The 16,693-nt window shown below is 59.5% G+C and carries 17 protein-coding genes; 1 reads left to right on the forward strand and 16 read right to left on the reverse strand.

What is annotated here, in order from left to right; all coding sequences use genetic code 11:
• Position 1 precedes the first annotated feature (1 nt).
• Positions 2–1,681, forward strand: a complete 1,680-nt coding sequence (gene leuA, locus PSH69_RS24310) for a 2-isopropylmalate synthase (protein WP_018927056.1) — start codon at positions 2–4, stop codon at positions 1,679–1,681.
• Between the two features lie 68 nt (positions 1,682–1,749).
• Here leuA and PSH69_RS24315 read toward each other — a convergent pair whose 3' ends face one another.
• From PSH69_RS24315 to iscA, 16 genes are all read right to left on the reverse strand, one after another.
• Complete coding sequence (locus tag PSH69_RS24315) at positions 1,750–2,541, reverse strand: amidohydrolase (protein ID WP_305410057.1); 792 nt, start codon at positions 2,539–2,541, stop codon at positions 1,750–1,752.
• Positions 2,529–3,677 carry a pyridoxal phosphate-dependent aminotransferase gene (locus PSH69_RS24320; protein WP_305410058.1) on the reverse strand — a complete coding sequence of 383 codons (1,149 nt, stop codon included), beginning with the start codon at positions 3,675–3,677 and terminating at the stop codon, positions 2,529–2,531. Before PSH69_RS24320 ends, PSH69_RS24315 begins: the two co-directional genes overlap by 13 nt.
• A 286-nt stretch (positions 3,678–3,963) precedes the next feature.
• Positions 3,964–5,436 (reverse strand): ribosome biogenesis GTPase Der, encoded by a 1,473-nt coding sequence (gene der / locus PSH69_RS24325; RefSeq protein WP_018927059.1) that lies wholly within the window; start codon positions 5,434–5,436, stop codon positions 3,964–3,966.
• A 135-nt stretch (positions 5,437–5,571) separates the two neighbouring features.
• Positions 5,572–6,723, reverse strand: a complete 1,152-nt coding sequence (gene bamB, locus PSH69_RS24330; RefSeq protein ID WP_019581056.1) for an outer membrane protein assembly factor BamB — start codon at positions 6,721–6,723, stop codon at positions 5,572–5,574.
• The gene (locus PSH69_RS24335) at positions 6,716–7,357 is read right to left on the reverse strand and encodes a tetratricopeptide repeat protein (protein WP_305410059.1); all 642 of its coding nucleotides are present in this window, start codon (positions 7,355–7,357) and stop codon (positions 6,716–6,718) included. The genes bamB and PSH69_RS24335 overlap by 8 nt, the downstream gene beginning before the upstream one ends.
• Positions 7,358–7,397: 40 nt before the next feature.
• Positions 7,398–8,687, reverse strand: coding sequence for a histidine--tRNA ligase (gene hisS, locus PSH69_RS24340; protein WP_305410060.1), 1,290 nt, complete (start codon positions 8,685–8,687; stop codon positions 7,398–7,400).
• A 37-nt stretch (positions 8,688–8,724) separates the two neighbouring features.
• On the reverse strand, positions 8,725–9,834 hold the full coding sequence (gene ispG, locus PSH69_RS24345) for a flavodoxin-dependent (E)-4-hydroxy-3-methylbut-2-enyl-diphosphate synthase (RefSeq protein ID WP_003185136.1): 1,110 nt from the start codon (positions 9,832–9,834) through the stop codon (positions 8,725–8,727).
• A gap of 3 nt (positions 9,835–9,837) precedes the next feature.
• Positions 9,838–10,866: a RodZ family helix-turn-helix domain-containing protein gene (locus tag PSH69_RS24350; RefSeq protein ID WP_305410061.1), complete on the reverse strand. Its 1,029-nt coding sequence runs from the start codon at positions 10,864–10,866 to the stop codon at positions 9,838–9,840.
• Positions 10,866–11,624 (reverse strand): type IV pilus biogenesis/stability protein PilW, encoded by a 759-nt coding sequence (pilW, locus tag PSH69_RS24355; protein ID WP_305410062.1) that lies wholly within the window; start codon positions 11,622–11,624, stop codon positions 10,866–10,868. The genes PSH69_RS24350 and pilW overlap by 1 nt, the downstream gene beginning before the upstream one ends.
• 12 nt (positions 11,625–11,636) lie before the next feature.
• Complete coding sequence (rlmN, locus tag PSH69_RS24360) at positions 11,637–12,785, reverse strand: 23S rRNA (adenine(2503)-C(2))-methyltransferase RlmN (RefSeq protein ID WP_105340223.1); 1,149 nt, start codon at positions 12,783–12,785, stop codon at positions 11,637–11,639.
• A gap of 28 nt (positions 12,786–12,813) precedes the next feature.
• Positions 12,814–13,239, reverse strand: a complete 426-nt coding sequence (ndk, locus tag PSH69_RS24365; RefSeq protein ID WP_018927065.1) for a nucleoside-diphosphate kinase — start codon at positions 13,237–13,239, stop codon at positions 12,814–12,816.
• 92 nt (positions 13,240–13,331) lie between these two features.
• A complete protein-coding gene (gene iscX, locus PSH69_RS24370; RefSeq protein ID WP_007941386.1) occupies positions 13,332–13,532 on the reverse strand; it encodes a Fe-S cluster assembly protein IscX in 201 nt (66 codons plus the stop codon).
• Positions 13,533–13,546: 14 nt separating this feature from the next.
• Positions 13,547–13,888: an ISC system 2Fe-2S type ferredoxin gene (gene fdx / locus PSH69_RS24375; protein WP_018927066.1), complete on the reverse strand. Its 342-nt coding sequence runs from the start codon at positions 13,886–13,888 to the stop codon at positions 13,547–13,549.
• A gap of 3 nt (positions 13,889–13,891) precedes the next feature.
• The gene (gene hscA / locus PSH69_RS24380) at positions 13,892–15,754 is read right to left on the reverse strand and encodes a Fe-S protein assembly chaperone HscA (RefSeq protein ID WP_111454301.1); all 1,863 of its coding nucleotides are present in this window, start codon (positions 15,752–15,754) and stop codon (positions 13,892–13,894) included.
• Between the two features lie 51 nt (positions 15,755–15,805).
• Positions 15,806–16,327: a co-chaperone HscB gene (gene hscB, locus PSH69_RS24385; protein ID WP_018927068.1), complete on the reverse strand. Its 522-nt coding sequence runs from the start codon at positions 16,325–16,327 to the stop codon at positions 15,806–15,808.
• Positions 16,328–16,335: 8 nt separating this feature from the next.
• Entirely contained in the window at positions 16,336–16,659 is a 324-nt protein-coding gene (gene iscA / locus PSH69_RS24390) for an iron-sulfur cluster assembly protein IscA (protein ID WP_007941391.1), read from the reverse strand.
• Positions 16,660–16,693 lie beyond the last annotated feature (34 nt).

Raw genomic sequence — 16,693 nt, forward strand, 5'->3', positions numbered from 1 at the left:
AATGAGCATGCTCAAAGACCCGTCTTCGAAATACCGCGCGTTCCCGACCATCAACCTGCCGGACCGCACCTGGCCATCGAAGACCATCACTGCAGCGCCGATCTGGTGCAGCTCGGACCTTCGTGACGGCAACCAGTCGTTGATCGAGCCAATGGACGCGGTCAAGAAGCTGCGTTTCTGGAAGACCCTGGTGCAGGTCGGTGTGAAAGAAATCGAAGCCTCGTTCCCGGCTGCTTCGCAAACTGACTTCGACTTCGTGCGTACCCTGATCGAAGGCGGCCACATCCCGGACGACACCACCATTCAGGTGCTGACCCAGGGCCGTGAAGACTTGATCGCGCGCACCTTTGAATCCCTGCGCGGTGCCAAGAAGGCCATCGTTCACCTGTACAACGCGACCTCCCCTTCCTTCCGCCGCATTGTCTTCAACCAGGACAAGGACGGGATCAAGGCCATCGCCGTGAACGCCGCCAAGCTGTTCGTCAAATATGCCGCCCAACAGCCGGACACCGAGTGGACCTTCGAATACTCGCCAGAAACCTTCAGCGCCACCGAACTGGAATTCGCCAAGGAAGTCTGCGACGCGGTGATCGAGGTGTGGAACCCGACGCCTGAGCACAAGGTGATCCTCAACCTGCCCGCCACCGTCGAATGCGCGACCCCGAACATCTATGCCGACCAGATCGAATGGTTCGGTCGTCACATCAACCGTCGTGACAGCGTGATCATCAGCCTGCACACCCACAACGACCGTGGCACCGGCGTGGCCGCCACCGAGCTGGGCCTGATGGCCGGCGCCGACCGTGTCGAAGGCTGCCTGTTCGGCAACGGCGAACGTACCGGTAACGTCGATCTCGTCACCGTGGCATTGAACCTCTACACCCAGGGCGTCAACCCTGAGCTGGATTTCTCCGATATCGATGGCGTGCGCAAAGTCGTCGAAGAGTGCAACCAGATTGCGGTGCACCCACGTCACCCGTACGTCGGCGACCTGGTTCACACCGCGTTCTCCGGCTCGCACCAGGATGCAATCCGCAAGGGCTTCGCCCAGCAGCAACCGGACGCCCTGTGGGAAGTGCCGTACCTGCCGATCGACCCGGCCGACATTGGCCGCAGCTACGAGGCGGTGATTCGCGTCAACAGCCAGTCGGGCAAGGGCGGTATCGCTTACCTGCTGGAACAGGAATACGGCATCAGCTTGCCGCGCCGTATGCAAATCGAGTTCAGCCAGGTCGTGCAGCGTGAAACCGATCGCCTGGGCCTGGAGATGACCGCCCAGCAGATCCACGCGCTGCTGCACAGCGAGTACTTGCAGGCCAACACCCCGTACGCGCTGGTCAGCCATCGCCTGCAGGAAGAAAACGGTCACAGCGCCGTGGAAGTCGAAGTTTCCAGCAAGGGTCAGGGCGAAACCAATCTGCACTGGCGCGGCAAGGGCAACGGTGCCCTGGAAGCACTGGTGGCCGGCCTGCCGATCCCGGTGGAAATCATGGACTACAACGAGCACGCCATCGGCGCGGGCACCAATGCCAAGGCCGCGGCCTACATTGAATTGCGGGTGAATGGTGAGCGTGCGGTACATGGCGTCGGCATCGATGAAAACATCACCACTGCCAGCTTCAAGGCCCTGTTCAGCGCACTGAACCGCTCCCTGAGCCAGCCGGAAGCGAAAGCGGCGTAAGCTTCGCTGCAAATGCAAAAGGCCCCGGGGTGAAAACCTCGGGGCCTTTTTTGTTGCTCAACGATCGGTCAGGTGAACTCGAAGGTATCCGCATCCAGATTCGCCGGGAACCGTGTGCGATACGCCGCCAGTTCCGCCGCGTCGAGCACGACCTTGAACACACCATCGGCATCACCTGCACCGAGCAGCGTCTCGCCCTGAAAATCCAGGACCTGACTGTCACCGGTATACGCAAAGCCTTTGCCATCGGTACCGATACGGTTCACCGCCGCCACATAGCAGAGGTTTTCGATCGCCCGTGCCGGCAGCAATCGGTTCCAGTGCTGACGCCGTGCGCCCGGCCAGTTGGCGGTGTACAGCAGCAAGTCAGTGTCTTGCGGATCGCGGCTCCAGACCGGGAAGCGCAGGTCGTAGCAAATCAGCGGCCGCACTCGCCAACCCTTCAATTCGAACTGCACCTGACGCTCGCCCGGGGTGTAGTGGTTGTTCTCCCCTGCCATGCGGAACAGGTGACGCTTGTCGTAGTGCCACACCTCCCCGTCCGGCCGTGCCCACAACAGACGATTGCGATGGCTGCCGTCAGCCGCCTGGACGATGATGCTGCCGGTCACCACCGCGCCCAGCTTCGCCGCCTGAGCCCGCATCCATTTACTGGTGGCGCCATTTTCCGGCTCGGCGAGGGTTTCCGATTCCATGGAGAAACCGGTGGTGAACATCTCCGGCAGTATGATCAGGTCCGCGCCGCGAGCCTGTTCCAGCAACGGCTCGAAATGCTCCAGATTGGCCTGACGATCGTGCCAGGCCAGGGTGGTCTGGATCAGCGCAAGATTCAGATTGGGCAGAGTACTCAGATCACGCATAGTTTTGCCGCTGCTTCACGCAGGGTCTCCTCGCGCTTGGCAAAGCATAGACGCACCAGGCGCTGGCCTTCAGGTGGAGTCTGATAGAAGACCGAGATCGGGATACTCGCGACACCGTGCTCGCGGGTCATCCACAGCGCCATCTCGACGTCATTGAGGTCCGGGCGAATCTGCGAGTAATCGACCAACTGGAAATAAGTACCGGCCACGCGGGTAAAACTGAAGCGCGACGGCGTCAGCAGATCGCAGAACAGATCACGCTTGGCCTGATAGAAGCCCGGCAACTCTTCGACGTGTTCCGGGTACTCGGCCATGTAATCGGCCAACGCATACTGCAACGGCGTCACGCCGCAGAAACTGACGTACTGGTGCACCTTGCGCAGCTCCGCGCTAAGGGCCGGCGGCGCCACGACATAACCGGTTTTCCAACCGGTGACGTGGTACGTCTTGCCGAACGAACTGACCACGAAAGCGCGCTGATACAGCTCTTCATGGGCCAATACGCTGGCGTGAGACACACCGTCGAACACCAGGTGTTCATAGACTTCGTCGCTGATCACATAGATGTCGCGGTCGCGGATCAACGCCGCCAGCTGATCCAGCTCGGCACGGCTGATCAGCGCACCGCTTGGGTTGTGCGGGGTATTGAGGATGATCATCCGCGTGCGCGGGCTCAGGGCTTCGGCGAGCTTCTGGAAGTCGATGGCGAAGTCCTTCAGGCCGAGTTGCACATGCACACAGCGACCACCGGCCAGCTCGACCGAGGGCTCGTAGCTGTCGTAGCACGGATCGAACACGATCACTTCATCGCCGCTATGGATCACCGCCTGAATCGCGCAGAAGATCGCCTGGGTCGCGCCGGGGGTGACCGTCACTTCGCTGTCGGCATCAACATGCGCACCGTAGCTGCGAGCGATCTTCGCCGCGATCTGCTGACGCAGCGCCGGTAAGCCGGTCATCGGCGAATACTGGTTGTGGCCACTGGCGATATGCCGACCGACCGCATCACGCAGGGCCTGCGGGCCGTCGAAATCGGGAAAACCCTGGGACAGGTTGATCGCCCCGGTTTGCGTCGCGAGCTGAGACATCTGCGTGAAGATAGTGATGCCGACATTCGGCAGCTTACTGGTGATCATCGGTGATTCCCTGGGCTACACCCGGCTCTAACGGCGGCACGGGAGAGCCCGAGGATAGCCCAAACGACGCCCACAAAAAAAGGGCGCCAACCGGCACCCTTCTTCTAATGTTCACCGCATAACTTGTGGCGAGGGAGCTTGCTCCCGCTCGGCTGCGCAGCAGTCGCAAACAGCCGATGCGTTCCAACTGAACGATCTCGGTTGCAGATACTGGGCCGCTTCGCGGTCCAGCGGGAGCAAGCTCCCTCGCCACAACAAGCCCTCCCAAAAAGAGTGAGGCCTTGAATCAGCGCTTGTCGCGGCGCTTCTTGTCAGCCTTCTTATGGTGCGACATCAAACGACGCTTCTTGTTGACCTGACGGTCGGTGAGCGAGTTCTTGTTGCCTTCGTACGGGTTCTCGCCGCCCTTGAACTCGATGCGGATCGGCGTACCGACCAGCTTGAGCACACGACGGTAAGTGTTTTCCAGGTAACGGACGTAAGACTTCGGCACCTTCTCGATCTGGTTACCGTGGATCACGATGATCGGCGGGTTGGCACCACCCAAGTGGGCATAACGCAGCTTGATCCGGCGGTTGTTGACCATCGGTGGCGCGTGCTCGCCAACCGCATCTTCCAGAATCTGGGTCAGGCGGTTGGTCGGCCAGCGGGTGACCGCGGACTTGAACGAGTTCTGTACCGAGGCGTAGAGATTGCCTACGCCAGTGCCGTGCAGGGCCGAGATGAAGTGGATGTCGGCGAAGTCGACGAAGAACAGTCGACGTTGCAGCTCGACCTTCACGAAATCGCGCTCGCTCGGCGTCATGCCGTCCCACTTGTTGATCGCGATCACCAACGCACGACCGGCTTCAAGGGCAAAGCCCAGCAGGTTGAGATCGTGGTCCACCACGCCTTCGCGGGCGTCCATCACGAAGATCACCACGTTGGCGTCTTTGATCGCCTGCAGGGTTTTGACCACGGAGAATTTTTCGACTTCTTCGTGGATCTTGCCGCGCTTGCGCACACCAGCGGTGTCGATCAGCGTGTACTTCTCGTCGTTACGCTCAAACGGGATGTAGATACTGTCGCGGGTAGTACCGGGCTGGTCATACACGATCACCCGGTCTTCACCGAGCATGCGGTTGACCAGGGTCGACTTGCCGACGTTCGGACGACCGATGATGGCGATCTTGATACCGTCTTTTTCGCTTGGGCCAGGAATGCGCTTGGCTTCCTCACCTTCGGCAACGATCTCTTCCTCTTCGCCTTCTTGCGGTTCTTCTTCGTCTTTCGGGAAGTCGCTCAGGGCGATTTCCAGCATCTGGGTGATGCCACGACCATGGGCACCGGCGATCGGGATCGCGTGGCCCATGCCCAACGGGGCGAATTCGGCGCGGGCCATTTCAGGGTCGATGTTGTCGACCTTGTTGGCGACCACATAGGAACGCTTATTACGCTTGCGCAAGTGCTCGGCGATCATCTGGTCGGCGGCGGTAAAACCGGCCTTGGCATCTACCAGGAACAGAACGACATCCGCTTCTTCAATGGCCAGCAGCGACTGCTCGGCCATTTTTTCGTCCATACCGTGCTCGTCACCGGAGATACCACCAGTGTCGACCAGAATGTAGGAACGCCCTTGCCACTTGGCCTCACCGTATTGGCGATCACGGGTCAGACCGGACAAGTCGCCGACGATGGCGTCGCGAGTCCTGGTCAGGCGGTTGAACAAGGTGGACTTGCCGACGTTCGGTCGGCCCACCAGGGCGATTACGGGAACCATGCGGCTCTCCACTTCGTTATTTCAGAAAATACAAAAGCCGCTGCGAGGCAGCGGCTGGTGCTCGGGGCAGCGCTTGAAAGCGCTGCGAGCCTTGCAGAACAAGGCCGCTTGGGGGTTAAACCCCAAGCATAGTCTTTACTTGATGGTCAGGGCTTCCAGTTTGCCGCTGTTGCCATATACATAAATCGTGTCACCCACCACCAGCGGACGGGCACGCAGGCCGTCGCTGTCGATGCGCTCGCGGCCGACGAAACGACCGTCCACCTGACTCAGCAGGTGCAGGTAACCTTCCAGGTCACCGACTGCAACGTAGCTGGAGAACACTTCCGGAGCCGACAGTTGACGGCGGGCCAGCGAATCGTTGCTCCACAATGCAGTGGTGGAACGCTCGTCGACGCCTTCAACAGTGCCCGAAGACAGGCTTACGTAGACACTGCCAAAACCCTGGGCGACGCCGGCATAGCTGGAAGCATCACGCTGCCAGAGCTGACGACCGCTTTCCAGGTCCAGTGCCGCGACGCGACCCTGGTAGCTGGCGACATACAGTGTACCGCCGGACAGCAGCAAGCCACCGTCGATATCGACCACACGCTCCAGCTCCGAACGACCTTGTGGAATCGCTACACGCTGTTCCCAAACCGGCACGCCGTTGGACACATCAAGAGCAACCACTTTACCGGTCGACAGGCCAGCCACCGCGAGGCGGTTGGTGACGATCGGTGCGCTGGTGCCGCGCAGGGTCAGGACCGCTGGCGTGCTGTCATACAACCAGCGCTGGTTGCCGGTGGAGGCATCCAGACCGATCAGACGGTCATCCTGGGTCTGAACCACAACAACGTCACCGTTGGTGGCCGGTGGTGCGAGAACTTCGCTGGTCACGCGAGCGCGCCATTTCTCTTCACCGCTGCTGGCATCCAGGGCAACGATTTCACCCTTGAGCGTGCCGATCATGACCAGACCGTAACCCACGCCAACGGCGCCGGAGACAGGCAGTTCGAGATCTTTCTTCCACTTGACGTCGCCATTGCTGCGATCCATTGCCATCACCACACCGGTGACGTCGGCGGCATAGATGGTATCGCCATCGATCGCCGGAACCAGCATGTTGTAGGTTTCGCCCTGACCGTTACCGATCGAACGACTCCACTGCTTGTGCAGAACCACTTCTTCTTTGAAGTCGGTCAGCTCGGCCGGTGGCAACTCTTTTTTGCTGTTGCTGCTGCAACCCGCGGCCAGAATGGCCAGAGCCAGCAATGCTGCATGTTTCCAACGGATCACGTCACGCATCCCCTTTGGCCAGGTCGTCCAGCTTGATTTGTAGGCCACCGACCGCCGCTTCATCCGACAGTGCCGCCTTGGCTTTTTGATACGCCACGTTCGCTTCGTCGGTACGACCCAGTTGCACCAGCAGGTCACCCTTGAGTTCTTCACGAGTGGCCAGGAAGGCCTTGTCGGCATCGCCTTCGAGCAGTTTCAGGGCTTCATCGACCTTGTTCTGCGCGGCCAGCACCTGCGCCAGGCGCTGACGGGCGATTTCACCCAGAGCCGGGTTGGCCGGTTTGTCGACAATGGCTTTCAGCTCGCTGGCTGCGTCGTCCAGCTTGCCGCTGTCGACCGCGACTTTCGCCACGAACAGGCTGCCGTATTGCGCGTAGGCAGTGCCGCCGAACTCGCTGTTGAGCTTGCCGGCCAGATCCGAAACACGTGCAGCATCAGGCTTGCCGTCAGGCGTCAGCGTGGTTTCCAGCAACTGCTGGTAGAGAATCGAGGCGCCTTGCGACTGATTGCTCTGATACTTCTGAAAGGCCTGCCAGCCGAACACGATGACCAGCGCCAACAGGCCGCCAGTAACCAGGGGCTTGCCGTTGCGTGTCCACCACTCCTTCAACTCCGCCACATGTTCGTCTTCGGTACTCGACACCCCAATACTCCTTAATCGCTAAATCGGCTGTTTGACAGCTTCAACCCTGCACGACGCAGGTGGCCAGGTGTGCAGCAAGCGCATCCCAGGCAATGCTTTGTTGTTCGCCCTGGCCACGCAGGGGTTTGAAACCTACCACTTGCTGGGCCATTTCGTCGTCACCGAGGATCAATGCGTACAGCGCACCGCTCTTGTCGGCTTTCTTGAACTGGCTTTTGAAGCTGCCGCCCCCGGCATTGATTTGCAGGCGCAGGTTGGGCAGTTGATCACGAACATGCTCACTCAGGGTCAGACCGGCCAGCTCGGCGGCTTCACCGAAGGCGCAGAGGTAGACGTCGACCTGACGGGAGATCTCTTCGGGGATCTGCTCCAGGGTTTCAAGCAGCAGCACCAGACGCTCGATGCCCATGGCGAAACCGACGCCCGGGGTCGGCTTGCCGCCCATCTGCTCCACCAGACCGTCGTAACGACCACCGGCACATACCGTGCCCTGGGCGCCCAATTGGTCGGTGACCCATTCGAATACAGTCTTGCTGTAGTAATCCAGCCCGCGAACCAGCTTCGGGTTGATCACATAAGGAATGCCGGCGGCGTCCAGGCGAGCCTTGAGGCCCTCGAAGTGCACGCGGGATTCTTCGTCGAGGTAATCGGCCATTTTCGGCGCGTCGGCCAGCACCGCTTGAGTGTCGGCGTTCTTGGTGTCCAGGACCCGCAGCGGGTTGGTCTTCAGACGGCGCTGGCTGTCTTCGTCCAGTTGATCCAGGCGAGCGGTCAGGTACTCGACCAGTGCTTCGCGATAACGACCACGGGATTCGGCAGTGCCCAGGCTGTTGAGTTCGAGCTTGACCGCATCGCGGATACCCAGCTCGCCCCACAGGCGCCAGGTCAGCACGATCAGCTCGGCGTCGATGTCCGGACCGTCGAGGTTGAAGACTTCACAACCAATCTGGTGGAACTGGCGATAACGGCCTTTCTGCGGACGTTCGTGGCGGAACATCGGGCCGATGTACCAGAGTTTCTGCACCTGGCCGCCGCCGGTAATGCCGTGTTCGAGCACCGCGCGCACGCAGGCCGCTGTGCCTTCAGGGCGCAGAGTCAGGGAATCGCCGTTGCGGTCTTCGAAGGTGTACATCTCTTTTTCGACGATGTCGGTCACTTCACCGATCGAGCGCTTGAACAGCTCGGTGAACTCGACGATCGGCATGCGGATCTGCTTGTAACCGTAGTTATCCAGCAGACGCGAAACGGTGCCCTCGAAATGACGCCACAGGGGAGTCTGTTCGGGCAGGATGTCGTTCATGCCACGGATGGCTTGCAGAGACTTGCTCACTTTAAATCCTTAAATTCGTTCGGCTCTTTAGTCAGGCTCAGCCGCGAGCGATTACAGCCGCGTCGGCTTCGACCTTTTCGGCCGCTTTCTGGCGGATCAAGCGTTCAAGCTCATCCACCAGATTGTCATTCGTCAGTTTCTGCGACGGCTTGCCGTCGATGTAAATCAGGTTTGGTGTGCCGCCGGTCAAGCCAATATGGGCTTCCTTGGCTTCACCCGGCCCGTTGACCACACAACCGATTACCGCGACATCCAGCGGCACCAGCAAGTCTTCGAGACGCCCTTCCAGCTCGTTCATGGTTTTGACCACATCGAAGTTCTGCCGCGAGCAGCTCGGGCAGGCGATGAAGTTGATGCCACGGGAACGCAGGTGCAGGGATTTGAGAATGTCGTAGCCGACTTTCACTTCCTCGACCGGGTCGGCCGCCAACGAGATGCGAATAGTATCGCCAATCCCTTCGGCGAGCAGCATACCGAGGCCTACGGCGGATTTCACCGTGCCTGAACGCAAACCACCGGCTTCGGTGATGCCCAGGTGCAATGGCTGGACGATTTCCTTGGCCAGCAAGCGGTAGGCTTCAACGGCCATGAACACGTCGGAAGCTTTTACGCTGACCTTGAAGTCCTGGAAATTCAGGCGTTCGAGGTGTTCGACGTGACGCAGGGCGGACTCGACCAGCGCGGCCGGAGTCGGCTCGCCATATTTCTTTTGCAGGTCTTTTTCCAGGGAACCGGCGTTCACGCCGATACGGATTGGAATCCCGCGATCACGGGCGGCATCGACCACCGCACGTACGCGGTCTTCACGACCGATGTTGCCCGGGTTGATGCGCAGGCAATCGACACCCAGTTCGGCTACGCGCAGAGCGATCCTGTAGTCGAAGTGGATGTCAGCCACCAACGGCACCTTGACCAGTTGCTTGATCTTGCCGAAGGCTTCGGCGGCGTCCATGTCCGGCACCGAAACCCGAACGATATCGACGCCAGCGGCTTCCAGACGATTGATCTGGGCCACGGTGGCGGCCACGTCATTGGTGTCGCTGTTGGTCATGCTCTGCACAGCGATGGGCGCATCGCCGCCAACAGGCACGTTACCGACCCAGATTTTCCGGGATTCGCGACGCTTGATTGGAGATTCGCCGTGCATGACTTATTGACCTAACTTCAGGCGAGCAGTCTCGCCACTGGTGAACGGAGCGACATCAACCACCTGCCCGTTGTAGCTGACCTGCGCGCCACGAGCAAAGCCCAGACGCACGGCAAAGGGCGGCTTGCCGCTGACGGAAACACTTTCGCCTTTACGCTTGAGACCACTCAACAGCACTTTACCCGTGCCGTCGGTCACTTGAGTCCAGCAATCGGCGCTGAATTGCAGTTGAACCTGGCCCTGGCCCGCAACTGGAGCTGCTGGAGCTGCTGGAGCAGCAGCCGCAACGGTTGGCGCAACCGGAGCCGTCGCAACCGCTGCCGGTGCAGCGACAACAGCTGGCGCTGCCGGTGTCGCGACAACCGGAGCAGTATTGTGGGCCGGAGCCGCAGGTGTTGCTACCGGGGCTGCTGGAGCGGGTGTTGGCACCGGCGCGCTTGCTTCGGCGTTGGCAGGCCCCTCAGCCTGCGGCAACGCCAGAGGCGTTTCACCTTCAGCCTCACCTTGCGCAACCGCCTGGTCTTCCGGCTCGTCCAGCGGATGGATCTGGGTGGTGCCATCGGCGCCTTCGACTTCAACGTGTTCCGGAGCCAGGCTGACCAGGTCCTTGGTGCGCAATGAGGTTTGATCCTGCCACCAGACAAAACCACCACCAATCACCGCGATCAGTAACAGCAGGCTGACAATTCGCAAAATGGTGTGGGAAACCCGAACCGGCTCTTCGATACGCCCCAGGCTGTGGACGTTACTGCCCTGGGAGTCGGTGCCAGTGGATTGGTCGAACTGCTGAACCAGAACAGCCTGGTCCATGCCCAGCAATTTGGCGTAAGCGCGAATATAGCCACGAGCAAAGGTGTGGCCAGGCAGCTTGTCAAAAGCGCCGGCTTCCAGATTACTCAGGGAATTGACGGTGAGGTTGAGCTTGAGGGCCACTTCGGCCAGCGACCAGCCATTGCTTTCGCGGGCCTGGCGCAAAGTCTCACCGGGGTTAACGCGATTCGCTGCTACAACTTCGGGATGCGCCGCTTTCATCATTGCTCCGACAGGTATTGCTGATATTCCGGCGTACCGGGATAGAGTCGTTTTAATTGCAGGCCAAAACTGGCGGCCTTGTCGCGATCTTCAAACACTTTTGCCAGTCGAACGCCGAGCAATAGACTACGTGCATTTTGCTCGGTGAGCAGGCTAAAACGATCGTAATAGTCACGCGCGGGCACATAATGCCTGTCTTCGAATGACAACTCAGCCATTTCCAGCAAGGCACGTGGCTGTTGGCGGTTCAAACGCAGGGCTTTTTCCAGTTGCTGGCGAGCCAGGTCACGCTGGCCCAGCTTTGAAGCAGTCATGCCGAGGTTCTCGAAAACCCGCGAACGCTCGGGATACAGAGTATCGGCGGCCGCCTGTTCAAAGCGCTCGTACGCCTCTTTGTAACGTTTTTCTTCGAACAGAAAACTGCCGTAGTTGTTCAGGATTCGCGCATCGGCGGGACGGGAAGACAGTGCCTTGCGAAAATGCTGATCGGCCAGTTCCGGCTCCATCTCAGCCTGGAACACCAGCCCCAACGCCGCGTTGGCGTCAGCATCCGAGTCATCCAGTTCCAACGCCTTCTTCAGCGGGACCTTGGCGCGCTCGGTCATGCCCTGCTGCAAGTACCCCAAGCCCAGCTGCACGTAGGCGGCGCGCGCTTCGTCACGGCCCTTGCTGGTCTTCATCGGGTTGAAATCGCCCGACAGGACACAACCAGCACAGAGGCTGGCCAACAGCACAAGCAGCGCGAAGCGCAGGGACATAGAGATCCTCTCTTAATTATTGTTCGCAGCGTTTTGCGCCATATCGTTGTCGGCGCTCAACTCACGCACAGCGATATAACGTTCACTGCGACGGGTGCGATCCAGCACCTGTCCTACCAATTGGCCACACGCGGCATCGATGTCTTCACCGCGGGTTGTGCGCACGGTGACGTTGAAGCCGGCATGGTGAAGCTGATCCTGGAAACGGCGAATCGCGTTGTTGCTCGGGCGCTCGTAACCGGAATGCGGGAACGGGTTGAACGGAATCAGGTTGATCTTGCACGGGATGTTCTTGAGCAACTCGATCATCTCAACGGCATGTTCGACCTTGTCGTTGATGTCCTTGAGCAAGGTGTACTCGATGGTCAGCACACGCTTTTCGCCCAGGGACGACATGTAGCGCTGACACGATTCCAGCAGCATCTTAAGCGGATACTTCTTGTTGATCGGCACCAATTGGTTACGCAATGCGTCATTCGGTGCGTGCAAGGACAACGCCAGGGAAACATCGATGTGCTTGGACAGCTCATCGATCATCGGCACCACACCCGAAGTCGACAGGGTTACGCGGCGCTTGGAGATGCCATAGCCCAGGTCATCCATCATCAGATGCATGGCGGCCACGACGTTGTCGAAGTTCAGCAGCGGCTCCCCCATGCCCATCATCACCACGTTGGTGATGGCACGGTCGACGGTTGCCGGGACGCTGCCAAAGGATTTGTTGGCAATCCACACCTGGCCGATGACTTCGGCGGCAGTGAGGTTGCTATTGAAACCTTGCTTGCCGGTGGAGCAGAAACTGCAGTCCAGGGCACAGCCTGCCTGGGACGAAACGCACAAGGTGCCGCGTTTGCCCTGGGGAATGTAAACGGTCTCGACGCAGCTGCCGGACGCCACGCGCACCACCCACTTACGGGTGCCGTCGCTGGAGATGTCCTCGCTGACCACTTCCGGACCACGAATTTCAGCAACAGCCTTGAGCTTTTCGCGCAAGGCCTTGCTGACGTTCGTCATGGCGTCGAAATCATCGACGCCAAAGTGGTGAATCCATTTCATTACCTGACCGGCACGGAAACGCTTCTCCCCGATCGAGTCGAAGAATTTTTCCATTTCCTGTTGAGTCAGACCCAGCAGGTTGGTTTTTACAGTCGATGTAGTCATGGATTCACCTTCACTCTTAAGCCAATGCTTAGCGAGTGGTTACTTCAGTAGCTGCGAAGAAGTACGAGATTTCGCGAGCAGCAGCGGCTTCGGAGTCCGAACCGTGTACGGCGTTGGCGTCGATGGAATCAGCGAAGTCAGCGCGGATGGTGCCAGGAGCAGCTTCTTTAGGGTTGGTAGCGCCCATCAGCTCACGGTTCAGAGCGATAGCGTTTTCGCCTTCCAGAACCTGAACGACAACCGGACCGGAAATCATGAAAGCAACCAGGTCGTTGAAGAAACCACGAGCGCTGTGCTCAGCGTAGAAGCCTTCAGCTTCGGCTTTGGACAGTTGCTTCAGTTTCGAAGCTACAACGCGCAGGCCTGCTTTTTCGAAACGAGTGGTGATCTCGCCGATGACATTTTTAGCAACAGCGTCAGGCTTGATGATGGAGAAAGTACGTTGAACAGCCATGGTGTAACTCCAGAAACGGTAATTTGCGAAAAATTAAACCCGCGAATTATACGCGGGTTCTTTGGTATTGCCTAACTGCGTACGGTGCAGACTCAGTCTGCTTCTTCGATCCAGGCGGCCTGAATGGCTTCAAGCACCTTCTCGCCACCGCGTGTCGGATCATCACTGAACTCCGGCAATGCCAGCACCCACTGGTGCAGATCGACGAAGTTCACGTAACGCGGGTCCACATCCGGCTTTGACTCAGCCAGCTGGATCGCGATTTCCAGCACATCAACCCATTTCAGGCTCATGAAAGTTCCTTGAATCAGTGCGGCGCTTCGGCGGCATGGTTGAGCGAGTATTTCGGAATTTCGACGGTCAGGTCTTCAGTCCCGACTTTTGCCTGACAGGCCAGACGTGACTGGGCTTCCAGCCCCCAAGCCTTATCAAGATAGTCTTCCTCCAGCTCATCAGCCTCTTCCAGCGAGTCGAAACCCTCACGAATGATGCAGTGACAAGTGGTGCACGCGCAGACGCCGCCACAGGCGCTTTCCATCTCGATATGGTGTTCATGGGCCAGCTCGAGAATGGATATGCCGGGCTCAGCCTCCACAACCATGCCTTCCGGGCAGAACTTCTCGTGTGGCAGAAAAATGACCTGCGGCATCAATTATTCCTCGATTTCATTCAGATTGCGCCCCGCCAGAGCGGCTTTCACCGTCGAGTCCAGGCGGCGGGCAGCAAAGGCATCGGTCACTTGCGACAGACGTTTGGTCTGCTGCTCAATGGCGTAACCATCGGTGCCTTTCATCAATTCGGTCAGTTCCTGCATCTGCAATTCGATGACCATGCGCTCTTCGGCGTCGAGCAAGCGTTCGCCGTCGACATCCAGAGCACCCTGCACTGCTTCGATCAGGCGCTGGGCATCGACCTGCTGTTCACGCAATACGCGGGCGACCTTGTCGTCGTTGGCGTGCTGGAACGAATCCTTGAGCATTTTGGCGATTTCGCCGTCGGTCAGGCCGTAGGACGGTTTGACCTGAATGCTGGCTTCGACGCCCGAACCCAATTCGCGGGCCGAGACACTGAGCAGACCGTCGGCATCGACCTGGAAGGTCACGCGAATCTTCGCCGCCCCAGCAACCATCGCTGGAATACCGCGCAATTCGAAGCGTGCCAGGGAGCGGCAGTCGCTGATCAACTCACGCTCGCCCTGCAATACGTGGATCGCCATGGCCGACTGGCCGTCTTTATAAGTGGTGAAGTCCTGGGCCCGGGCGACAGGGATGGTGGTGTTGCGCGGAATCACCTTCTCCATCAGGCCGCCCATGGTTTCCAGCCCCAGGGACAACGGAATCACGTCGAGCAGCAGCAGTTCGCCGCCGTCACGCTTATTGCCAGCCAGGGTATCGGCCTGGATCGCAGCGCCGATGGCCACGACTTGGTCCGGGTCGATTTCGGTCAGCGGTTCGCGACCGAAGGCTTGCGCAACGGCTTCGCGCACGCGCGGCACGCGAGTCGAGCCGCCGACCATGACCACCGCATGAACGTCTTCCAGCTCAATGCCGGAATCACGCACCGCGCGACGACAGGCTTTCAGGCTGCGGGCAACCATCGGCTCGATCAGCGCATTGAACGCTTCACGGGTCAGCCCGGCCTTCCAGTCGCCATACGCGACTTCGACGGACGAGGCACTGGTCAGGGATTCTTTGGCCGCACACGCGGTTTGCAACAGATTGCGTTGCTCGCCCGGATCGAGGTCGGCCGACAGACCAGCACTCTCGATGATCCAGCCAGCAATGGCGTGATCGAAGTCATCACCACCCAGGGCGCTGTCGCCACCGGTAGCCAGCACTTCGAATACACCGCCGGTCAGGCGCAGAATCGAAATATCAAAGGTGCCGCCGCCCAGGTCATAAATGGCAACCAGGCCTTCAGCCTGTTGATCCAGACCGTAAGCCACCGCAGCAGCGGTCGGCTCATTGAGCAAGCGCAGCACGTTCAGGCCGGCCAGCTTGGCCGCATCCTTGGTGGCTTGACGCTGAGCATCATCGAAATAGGCCGGAACGGTGATCACTGCGCCGACCAGTTCGCCACCCAAGGTCGCTTCGGCGCGCTGACGCAGCACCTTGAGGATATCGGCGGAGACTTCGACCGGGCTTTTCGGGCCTTGCACCGTGTCGATGAACGGCATGTGCGACTCGCCGTCGACAAAACGGTACGGCAGCTGATCGCCCAATTGCTTGACGTCGGACAAACCACGTCCCATCAAGCGCTTGACCGACAGCACAGTGTTCAGAGGATCGGTAGCGGCAGCCAGTTTGGCCGATTCGCCGACTTCGACGCGATCGGCGTGATAGCGCACGGCAGACGGCAGGATAACCCGCCCTTGCGCATCGGCCAGAGGCTCGGAAAGACCACTGCGCAATGCAGCGACCAACGAATTGGTAGTGCCCAAGTCGATCCCCACAGCCAGACGACGCTGGTGCGGTTGAGGACTTTGGCCGGGTTCGGCGATCTGCAGTAGGGCCATCGTGATCAGGACTTATCTGTATATCAGGCGTGCGACCGGAGCGGCACTGGGTTAATCGTCGAGGCGCTCTTCTAACTGGCGCACTTCGTAGGTGAGCTTGTCGAGGAACTGCATGCGCCGCATCAGGCGTTCGGCCCGTTCGCGTTGCGCCGCATCATTCCAGCAAGCTGCGAAGCTTTGGTTCAGTTCATCCTGAGCGGCCTTGAGACGGCGCTTGAACGTGGCAATACCCGCCATGTCGGCGCTGTCTTGCAGATCCTCGAGCTCTTCACGCAACTCCATCTGCTGCAGAAGAAACTCCGGATCATGCACCGTGACCTCCAGCGGCAACTCGCCACCACTCAATGCGAGCAAGTATCGCGCGCGCTTGGGGGGACTTTTGAGCGTCTGGTAGGCCTCGTTGAGGCTCGCGGATTGCTCGAGCGCCAGCCGCTGCTCACGCTCGGAAGCGTCGGCAAAGCGGTCCGGATGAACGCCGCGCGCCAACTCACGGTAGCGCGTAGCCAGCTGATCGAGGTCCAGATTGAAACTCGGTTGCAGCTCAAATAAAGCGAAATGACAAGGAGTACCCACGAGCAGCCTCAGATGTTGAAGCTTTCGCCGCAGCCACACTCACCGCGCACGTTGGGGTTGTTGAACTTGAAGCCTTCGTTCAACCCTTCCTTGACGAAATCAAGCTCGGTGCCGTCCAGGTAGGCCAGGCTTTTCGGGTCGATGATCACTTTCTCGCCGTGACTTTCGAACACCTGATCGTCCGCGCCCACCTCGTCGACAAACTCCAGCACATAGGCAAGGCCGGAACAGCCCGTGGTGCGAACACCCAGACGAATCCCATCACCCTTGCCGCGCCCGTTGAGGGAGCGTCGCACGTGTTGAGCAGCCGCTTCTGTCATGCTGATAGCCATCGGTGACTCCTTACTCGTCGCCAAATCTTGAAAG

This window comes from Pseudomonas sp. FP1740, from assembly GCF_030687165.1.
Taxonomy (GTDB): Bacteria; Pseudomonadota; Gammaproteobacteria; order Pseudomonadales; family Pseudomonadaceae; genus Aquipseudomonas.